Annotated in this window: 1 protein-coding gene; it reads right to left on the bottom strand. The window is 65.7% G+C overall.

Going from position 1 to position 1,159, the window contains the following annotated elements; genetic code table 11:
* Positions 1 to 1,159 (bottom strand): glucose-1-phosphate adenylyltransferase (locus tag AC1D1S_RS21285; protein WP_476995464.1); only part of this gene is annotated, 1,159 nt, incomplete at both ends.

Raw genomic sequence — 1,159 nt, 5'->3', positions numbered from 1 at the left:
CGGGCCAGTTCTCAGTGGCGGTGCGGACGGCGTCGGGCACCAGGCGCAGGTTGGCCGCGGAGAGCGCCCGTTCCGCATCGCTGGGGTCCGGGACGTGCTGGCCCTTGGACAGGACCGTGATTCCGGAGTCCGTGACCTTGAAGCCGCGGGCGCGGTCCAGTTCGGGGTCGAGTCCGATCGCGGCCCCGGCCGGCACCTTGACGTTCTTGTCGATGATGGCGCGTTTGATGACTGCGCCTTCGCCGACGTTGACCTTGTCCATCAGGACCGAGTCCAGGACCCGGCTCGAGGTGCCGACGTAGACGTCGTTGGAGAGCACGGAGCCTTCCACGATGCCGCCGGAGACGACGACGCCGCTGGCCACGATGGAATCCAGTGCCGTGCCCACGGTGTTGGACTTCCCGCGGACAAACTTGGCCGGCGGGGAGATGGTCTGGCGGGTGTAGATCGGCCACTCGGAGTTGTAGAGGTTGAAGACCGGAACAGGGGAGATCAGGTCCATGTGGGCGTCGTAGAAAGAATCGATGGTGCCGACGTCGCGCCAGTAGGTGCGGTCCCGTTCGGTGGAGCCCGGAATGTCGTTAAGGGTGAAGTCGTAGACGCCGGCCTCGCCCTGGTTGACGAAGTACGGGATGATGTCCCCGCCCATGTCGTGCTTGGTATCGAGGCGCTCGGCGTCAACGTGGAGGGCTTCGATAAGGGCATCGGCGTCGAAGACGTAGTTGCCCATGGAGGCCAGGAACTGGCTGGGGTCGGCCGCGAGGCCCGGTGTTGACGACGGCTTCTCCACGAACGCGGCAATCTTCTCCGGGTTGTCCGCATCGGTTTCGATCACGCCGAACTGGTCCGCCATGTGCAGCGGCTGGCGGACCGCGGCGACCGTGGCCTTGGCCCCGCTCGCGACGTGCTGCTCCACCATCTGGGAGAAGTCCATCCGGTAGACGTGGTCTGCGCCGACCACGACCACGATGTCGGGGTTGGCGTCGTGAATGAGATTCAGCGACTGATAAATGGCGTTGGCGCTGCCGAGGAACCAGCTCTTGCCGACGCGCTGCTGAGCCGGACCCGAGGCCACATAGTGGCCCAGCTGGGTGGACATCCGCCACGGTTCGGACATGTGCCGGGCACGGCTGTGGGAGTTGTCTTGCGTCAGCGCCAC

It is taken from the genome of Arthrobacter sp. P1_A5, from assembly GCF_056406825.1.
This window is presented reverse-complemented; position numbering and strand designations above follow the sequence as displayed.